General features: G+C 41.3%; 6 protein-coding genes. 4 read left to right on the top strand and 2 right to left on the bottom strand.

Features of this window, described 5'->3' with window-relative positions:
• Positions 1-421: 421 nt before the first annotated feature.
• Both OGM63_RS28090 and OGM63_RS28085 read left to right on the top strand, forming a co-directional pair.
• Positions 422-1,225: an Npun_F0296 family exosortase-dependent surface protein gene (locus OGM63_RS28090; protein ID WP_263749031.1), complete on the top strand. Its 804-nt coding sequence runs from the start codon at positions 422-424 to the stop codon at positions 1,223-1,225.
• A gap of 490 nt (positions 1,226-1,715) precedes the next feature.
• Positions 1,716-2,513 (top strand): Npun_F0296 family exosortase-dependent surface protein, encoded by a 798-nt coding sequence (locus tag OGM63_RS28085; RefSeq protein ID WP_263749030.1) that lies wholly within the window; start codon positions 1,716-1,718, stop codon positions 2,511-2,513.
• Between the two features lie 68 nt (positions 2,514-2,581).
• On the opposite strand, the gene fusA is transcribed toward OGM63_RS28085, so the two are convergent.
• Positions 2,582-4,627, bottom strand: a complete 2,046-nt coding sequence (fusA, locus tag OGM63_RS28080; protein ID WP_263749029.1) for an elongation factor G — start codon at positions 4,625-4,627, stop codon at positions 2,582-2,584.
• Between the two features lie 70 nt (positions 4,628-4,697).
• Between fusA and OGM63_RS28075 the strand changes: the two genes are divergently transcribed.
• Both OGM63_RS28075 and OGM63_RS28070 read left to right on the top strand, forming a co-directional pair.
• Positions 4,698-5,471: a nucleoside phosphorylase gene (locus OGM63_RS28075; protein WP_263749028.1), complete on the top strand. Its 774-nt coding sequence runs from the start codon at positions 4,698-4,700 to the stop codon at positions 5,469-5,471.
• 517 nt (positions 5,472-5,988) lie between these two features.
• Positions 5,989-6,849 carry a thermonuclease family protein gene (locus tag OGM63_RS28070; RefSeq protein WP_263749027.1) on the top strand — a complete coding sequence of 287 codons (861 nt, stop codon included), beginning with the start codon at positions 5,989-5,991 and terminating at the stop codon, positions 6,847-6,849.
• Positions 6,850-6,919: 70 nt separating this feature from the next.
• On the opposite strand, the gene OGM63_RS28065 is transcribed toward OGM63_RS28070, so the two are convergent.
• Positions 6,920-7,435 (bottom strand): peptidoglycan-binding domain-containing protein, encoded by a 516-nt coding sequence (locus OGM63_RS28065; RefSeq protein ID WP_263749026.1) that lies wholly within the window; start codon positions 7,433-7,435, stop codon positions 6,920-6,922.
• Positions 7,436-7,764 lie beyond the last annotated feature (329 nt).

The raw sequence follows: 7,764 nt of genomic DNA, 5'->3' as shown, positions 1-7,764 counted from the left end.
GAATCTGTAAGTCCTGGAGTCATCCAGGCAGGACTCGTTGAAGTAGGAATCGCGTGACTTCTAGTCATGCGAGGTTCAATATGCTTTAATATCAAGTCTTTGGCAGATTTGCCCCACCTGCCTTTTTCTGAAACACAAAAATAAATTTCCCGGTTCTTCATTACTCTTTAAAACAACGAAGGACAGATACACAAATTCTTTATCAATAATTCGTTTCTTCACAAATATTAGTTCGTTTACCTTGTTTATCTTGACGTATTTCCAAGTAAAACCACTGGTTTATCTTTGATAAATAGTTAAATATGTCACATTTTTCGTCAATTGAAGCAAAAAAGCAAATTCCGTAAATATAGCCTATTTTTTGTATCTAACAAATCACATAATTGGCTCAAGACACGGAAAACGACCAGAGCCAAACATCATGTTTATCAAAAAATTTGCTTCAATTGCTGCTTTATCTCTAAGTGCGATCGCTTCCTTCTCCTATGCTGAATCGGCTCACGCTGTTACATTCAAAGTAACCACAGGTATTGAAAGTATTGATGGGAAAACAAACCAAGGTGCTTTTTCGGAGTTTTCTAAGAATAAAGACGTGGTAACGGTTGACTTCAATTCTGGTAAAGTACCAACCACTGGATTTGCCAAATACTCATTCTCTGGCAATAACAGTGGTGTTTGGTCAGATATGTGGGCACCAGTTGGGGCAAAGGGTGAGAAAAACGATTCTAACTATTTGGAAGTTTTTGAAGGCAGCAACGCTATAATTAACCTGGAAAAGAATCTGAACTACTTCGGTATTGACTGGGGTGCAGCACACACAAATAATACTTACTCCTTCTTCAATGGTGATAAGTTAGTAAACAGCTTTACAACTAAAGATATTGATTTAGCGGGTGGTTTTGCTATTTACTCTGCATTACATCCTGGTAGCAATGAAGATGGAGCAAAACTAGACCCGACAACCAACCAATACATTCAAGGTAATGGCTACGTTCACTTCTACTCAGAAAGCAATAAAGATACCTTTAACAAGATTGTCATTTCTCAGGTAGGAGGTGGTGGATTTGAAACTGACAACCACTCCTTCCATGCAGGAGCTAAGGGTTTTGATTTCGAGAACGGCACAACTGCTGTACCTGAACCAGGTGTGGCTTTAGGATTGCTAGCTGTTGGTGGTCTGTTACTCCGCAAGCGCAAAAATCAGAAGTCTCTCAATTTGGGATAAACTCGGTTAATTACAAGTTTGTAGAGGTGCGTTTATCTCTTCCTTCGTATTTTTACATACAATAAAAAAATAAATAATAACATGATAGGCAGACATATGAGTCTGCCTATTTTTATTTGTTGATTCTGCTATATAAAAGCAATACCGTTGGTGTTAAGCCGAAAATACGAGCGTAGAGACTTCGGACGATCGCGTCTCTACAGGTCTAAAATCAGTACCGAAAATCCTTAACACCAAGGTATTGCCTTAAAAAGGACACTGGATTTGTTGATTAATAATTCGTTTCTTCACAACTATTAGTTCTTTTACCTTGCTTCTCTTCACGTCTTTAAAAGTAAAATCACTTATTTTTCTCTGAAAACTAGTTAAATAAATTACAAATTATTTTGGTTCAAAGAAAAATCAAAGTTCAGTAATGTTTTCATAGTGTTTGTAATTAATAAATCACATAATGGACTGAAGACACGGAAAACGACACGAGCTGAAAATCATGTTTCTCAAGAAATTTGCTTCCATTGCTGCTTTATCTTTAGGAGCGATCGCTTCCTTCTCCTACGCAGATGCTGCTCACGCTATATCCTTTACCATGAGCACAGGTACTACAGGTCCTAACGGAGAAACCAATCAAGGTGCCTATACCCAAGACAAAAATGCAATCACGATTGACTTCAACAATACCAAGGATGCAAAAGGTAAAACAGTCCAAGGTACAGCACCAACTACTGGATTTGCTCAGTACTCATTCAGTAATGCAAATGGTCAGAAGCAAGTTACAAGCAACACTTGGGCACCAGTTGGTCCAAATGGTGAGAAAAACACTTCCAAGTATCTGCAAGTTATGGCTGGTAACTCCGTCACAATTAGCTTAGAGAGTCTGACAAAATCTTTCGGTTTAGACTGGGGTGCTGCTCACCCTGGTAATACTCTCTCTTTCTTCAATGGAAACACCTTAATCAAAACCTTTGCAACTGCGGACATCGGTAAGTTTGCCCTCTACTCTGAACTACATCCAGGACCAAAGGCAGGTGATAGTTCTATACAATCAGCACCCGGAAGCAAAACGTACTATCAAGGTAATAGCTACCTTCAGTTCTTTGCAGACAACACAAATGAATACTTCAACAAAATTGTGATTTCCCAAGAAGCAAAATACGGTGGTGGATTTGAAAGCGATAACCACTCGTTCCGCACTGTACCTGAACCTAGCCTTGTTTTCGGTATGCTCGCTATTGGTGGTGGTATGCTCCTTGGCAAATGCAAAAATAAAAAGACTCTCAACTTAGGCTAAGTACAACATTGGAAAAACAAAGTACAGAAAAGGCAGACTTCTTAAGTCTGCCTATTTTTATGTGTTGATTATGACTTCACTGCTAAAGCTTGCCGATAGCAAGCAAACTCCATTGAGAAAGTTGCCATCCCAGAGGTAAGCGATCGCAAGTCTGTTGAATACCCAAACATCTTTGCTAATGGTACTTCAGCCCGAATTACCGTGTATGAGAGCATTGTCTCGGAACCTAATAGCAAACCCCGACGGGAAGATAAATCTCCCTGAACTCTTCCAAAAAACTCATTCGGGGTTTCCACTTCTACAAGCATAATTGGTTCTAAAATGCAAGGATTTGCTTTGATAAAAGCTTGTTCAAAAGCTTGATGCGCTGCTGACCGAAAAGCAATTTCACTTGAATCGATTGGGTGATATGAACCTCCTGCAAGAACGACTTTCACCCCAGTAACAAGATAGCCTTCTAGCTGTCCTGATTGCATCGCCTCCCGGAAACCTTTTTCACAAGCTACGATGTACTCTTTGGGAATTACACCACCAACTACGCGGTTTTCAAACACAAACGGTTCGCTTGTCGGTGAAATCCACCCAGTAACCTGGGCAAACTGACCAGAACCACCCGTCTGTTTTTTGAGTCGGTAGTCGAAGGTAGCTTTTTGCAAGATGGTTTCTCGATATGCTACCGCCGGTTTACTGACGTAAACTTCAGCATTATATTCGCGTTGGATGCGCTCAATGTAGATTTGTAGATGGAGTTCACCCATCCCAGAAATCAGAGTAGCGCTAGATTCGGGGTCGTGAGTAACACAGAAGGTGGGGTCTTCTTTTTGAAAGCGGTTGAGTGCTTTGGATAAGCGATCGCTCGATTCCTGTTTTTTAGCCATAATCGATAGCGTAATCACTGGTTGCGGCACAAACATTCTTTCTAAAGATAGTGGTTCCCCTGAGCAAAGTGTATCGCCAGATGCACAATCTACACCCAACAGAGCAATAATATCTCCTGCCACAGCGACTTGCACTTCTTCTCGCTTGTTGGCGTGCATTCTCACTAAGCGATTAATTTGCACTCGTTTCCCGGTACGCGAGTTGTATACAGTGTCACCTGGTTTCAGCGTTCCGGAGTAGATGCGGATGTAGGTCAATTGTCCAAAGGATTCTACAGTCAGTTTGAATGCCAAAGCCACTAAAGAATCATCAGGGTTAGGATAGATACTCACCGATTCTGCGGTTTTGACTACTTCCCTATCTATAGGTGATGGTAGATAAAGAGCGATCGCATCTAACAAGTTTTGCACACCCTTATTTTTGAATGCCGAACCCAGCAACACTGGAGTCAGTTCCAAGCTTAAAGTTGCTTGACGGATGATTTGCCTTTGCAGTTCTTGGGGAACTTCCTTACCCTCTATTAGCTGTTCGGTCATTGCTTCGGAGAACAGCGACAAAGCGTCAAGCAACTTTTCCCGTGCTTGTTGTGCTTCATGCATCAAAGCATCGGGAATTAACTTTTTCACCCAATTTTCCCCGTTCTCACCTTCATAATAGTGAGCCGTCATTTCCACGAGGTCAATCACCCCTTGAAAGTTATCTTCACTACCAATCGGGTACTGAAGTAAGACAGCATTCAATTGCAACTTGTCTCGCATCGCTTGTACTACACGAAATGGCTCAGCACCAAGGCGATCCATCTTGTTGATGAACGCCAAACGCGGCACGCGATATCGCTTCATTTGGCGGTCTACGGTGATGGATTGGGACTGCACACCCCCCACCGCACACAGCACCATTACAGCCCCATCCAACACCCGCAGAGAACGTTCTACTTCTATGGTGAAGTCTACGTGTCCTGGTGTGTCTATTAAGTTGATTTGGGTATCGTGCCATTGGCAAGTTGTCGCTGCTGAGGTGATGGTGATACCATGTTCTTTTTCTAAGTCCATGAAGTCCATCGTCGCACCCTTTCCGCCTCCCCTCACTTCTTCTATCGCGTGGATTCTGCCTGTGTAGAAGAGAATTCGCTCTGATAACGTAGTTTTCCCAGAGTCAATGTGAGCAGATATACCAATATTGCGGACGTGCGATCGGGGAATCATATAGACTTCCTTTTGATTTTGATATGACAATCAGTTACTGCATGAGCGGTAACTATCTTGATTATACTACATAATGTATTACAAAGAATATAATCTACTTATGACAAATAACCGCTTATATCACATTGGCTTTGGACAAGATGATTTGGGTTCACAGCCTCCCAGCATAACTTTATTATCTGGCGATCCGGAACGCGCTCGTTTAATTGCTGAAACTTATTTGCATGATGTGCGTTTGTTGTCGGAAAATCGCGGACTTAATAGTTATCTAGGATATTTGCCAAATAATCGCCCCGTTTTATCTGCTACTAGTGGTATGGGTGCACCTTCTTTGAGTATTGTGGTGAATGAGTTGGTGCAAGTAGGAATTCGGCAAATTATTCGCATTGGTACTTGCGGTTCAATTCAACCTGATGTAACTGTCGGTAGTATTGTAATTAGCAGTGCGGCATTATGTCGGCAAGGCGCAGCGAATGATATTGCACCTGTGGAGTATCCCGCAGCAGCCGATCCATTTCTCACGGTAGCGCTGGTTAATGCTGCACGCAAGTTAGAGATTTCGCATTATATGGGGATTACGGCATCGGTAGATACTTTTTACGAAGGACAGGAACGCACTGATTCGGCAAATCCATATTTAATGCGATCGCTTGATGGCATAACTGAAGAATACCGGCGTTTAAATGTCTTGAATTATGAAATGGAATGTGGTACTCTTTTTAAGATGGCGGGAGTATATCAATTTGCAGCTGGTGCTGTTTGTGCTGTAGTTGCCCAGCGGACAAAGAGTGAAAATGTGATTTTGTCAGAGAAAGATACTGCCGTGAAGAATGCGATCGCTGTGGCAGTACATGCGGCTGAAAGTTTATTGTAGTCTCTTAAGAAGCCTCACCACAGCGATGGCGTTTTTATTTATAGATATTTAATTATAGACTATTTCGCGACGGATGAAAATCACTTTGTCAGCGATCGCGAATCTTAAGAGGTTTCACCGCTTTTTTGGCTTTGGTCGAAAGCGTTGAGAATTGCTTGTAACTCGTTCATATTGAGTTTGGCTCAAATATGTAATTTGTTTGTGGGGCTGGAAACTGCTACATCTCAAGAACAGCTTACCCTGTCCTTATTCCCCTTTATATAAAAAAAGCCCTCTTGCTAGTTACCCAACAAGAGAGCAGAAGTGTTCTGTGAGGAGCAAACTGGACGTTTGCTTAACATAAGTTTAGCGAGAGAATGAGATCCGGGAGCAATTATTTTGAGCGATCGCGATGACTAACTTGATTTGCCTATGGTGGAAATGCGATGCAAAGAGCACTTGCGATCGCGTGTATCCAAAATTCCTGTAAAACTAACTGTTGTAGTTCATCTTCATCAAAGGAACCCAAAAAATGACAATGACGCTTATCCAGGGCAACTTCAGAATCGTCAAAACTGCTCCTGATGGTGATTCTATCCGCTTTTATCCGCACAACCCCGAATTGTGGAAGACATTGGAGACAGCAGTCAGCACCAACCGTTCAGGGGGTGCCCAGCTGCGTTTAGATGCGATCGATGCTTTGGAAACACATTATCGCCCGAAAATGGGTAGTATCGGCATACAGCACCAACCAGGAGAATTTGCTGATGGAGCTGCTAGCGAACTCCTAAAATTTTTGGGATTTCAAAACGTTACCCGTGGTTCCAATCAACTAATTACTGCCGCAGAACCCGAAGAAGTACCTGGTTTCATCCTCACCCGTTTTGCAGACAAGTATGGCAGAGCTGTAGCTTTTGTCTTTAAAGGCAATTCGGAACAAGAAGATGGCAGCAACATCTTTTTAGAAAAACCTTTACTAAAAAAAAGCGCAAATTCTCATCTCTTAGCTAAAGGCTTAGTTTACCCTACCTTTTACTCCAAATTATATCCTGATATCCGCAAGCAATTAATTGCTGTCACCGAAAAAGCTCGGAGTGATAAAAAGGGTTTATGGGCATCAGATAAAACTAATAAAGGTTTTGTATTGGAAGAGTTGGAAACTATCATCGACAAAGTTGTTATTTTACCAAAACTGTTTCGCCGGCTGCTTGATTATCTCGCTATTAATGATGGGAGTGTAGCTCTAGACGGATTTATTAACTTTTTGGAATCGAAGAAAGATAAAGTTATAATTCTCCCAGATAGTCATGTGACAGGATTTGATTTTGTGGTGAAAGTCGATGGTCAAAATATCAAATTAACTGTTCAACCTGAAGATTTAGTTTTCATAGAGAAATAGCTTGCCTAAATTTAGTGAGGGCTGAAGCCTTCACTACAGAAGAGAGTATTTTACTTTTAATGTCTACTGATTAATCGAAAGTATCAATAATACAGCCAGAGATATGGGCATGGAATCTACTTAAAGCATTCCATGTCCGATATCCAATGATGCCGTTGGGTTGTTGATAGCGTGATGCCTGAAAAGCTTCTATTGCTTCAGTTGTTTTCGTGCCAAAGATGCCATCGACTTCACCAGAATAATATTTACCATTCTTAAGCGCTTGCTGAACTGCTTTCACCAGAGAACCGCTACTTCCTTGACTTAACTCTGGCAAACTATTTGCACCTTCACACAAATATGTCCAGGTATCTTTTCCGACAATACCATCTGTTTTGAGGAAGGCAAGACACTGAAAATATTTAACAGCATCTTGGGTTTGTTCTTCAAAGTGACTTGTGACAAGAACCTGTAAAGGATAATCTGATAAAGTATCCAGTTCTGCAAGCCGCTGGTTTAATGCTTTTTGCATTTCTTTGACAAATGGACTAGTTGCACCCAATCGCAAGATTGGTCGATTGGTAGGACATTTAATTGCAGTAGACATCCTGTTTTATTCTCTTTAAATATTTGTTGGTTACGGAATAAATTCAAACAATTCAACACGGATTACGGAATCCGACGGGTATTATTTGGAAAATAAGGAAAGAGCGAAAAATGAGGGGATATCTATGGCAATTAATCGCCATAAATATCCCCCTTTCTTTTTATACCAGTAATATAGTAACTTTGGACACAAAAAAACTCTCTTGTTATTTATTTAACAAGAGAGCAACGGTATGGTGTGAGGACGAAACTAATGTTTTCGTTAATACTAGTTTAATCAGGCGATATGAAGGTGAGCGTGACAATTTTGTGACGATGGTGCCTGGGGAG

Origin of the sequence: Plectonema radiosum NIES-515 (genome assembly GCF_025753815.1) — a bacterium.
Taxonomy (GTDB): domain Bacteria; phylum Cyanobacteriota; class Cyanobacteriia; order Cyanobacteriales; family Nostocaceae; genus Hassallia; species Hassallia radiosum_A.
This window is presented reverse-complemented; position numbering and strand designations above follow the sequence as displayed.

Coding starts and splice junctions, on each gene's coding strand:
- OGM63_RS28090 (WP_263749031.1), top strand. CDS start 422: ATGTTTATCAAAAAATTTGCTTCAATTGCTGCTTTATCTCTAAGTGCG.
- OGM63_RS28070 (WP_263749027.1), top strand. CDS start 5,989: ATGACGCTTATCCAGGGCAACTTCAGAATCGTCAAAACTGCTCCTGAT.
- OGM63_RS28065 (WP_263749026.1), bottom strand. CDS start 7,435: ATGTCTACTGCAATTAAATGTCCTACCAATCGACCAATCTTGCGATTG.
- OGM63_RS28085 (WP_263749030.1), top strand. CDS start 1,716: ATGTTTCTCAAGAAATTTGCTTCCATTGCTGCTTTATCTTTAGGAGCG.
- OGM63_RS28075 (WP_263749028.1), top strand. CDS start 4,698: ATGACAAATAACCGCTTATATCACATTGGCTTTGGACAAGATGATTTG.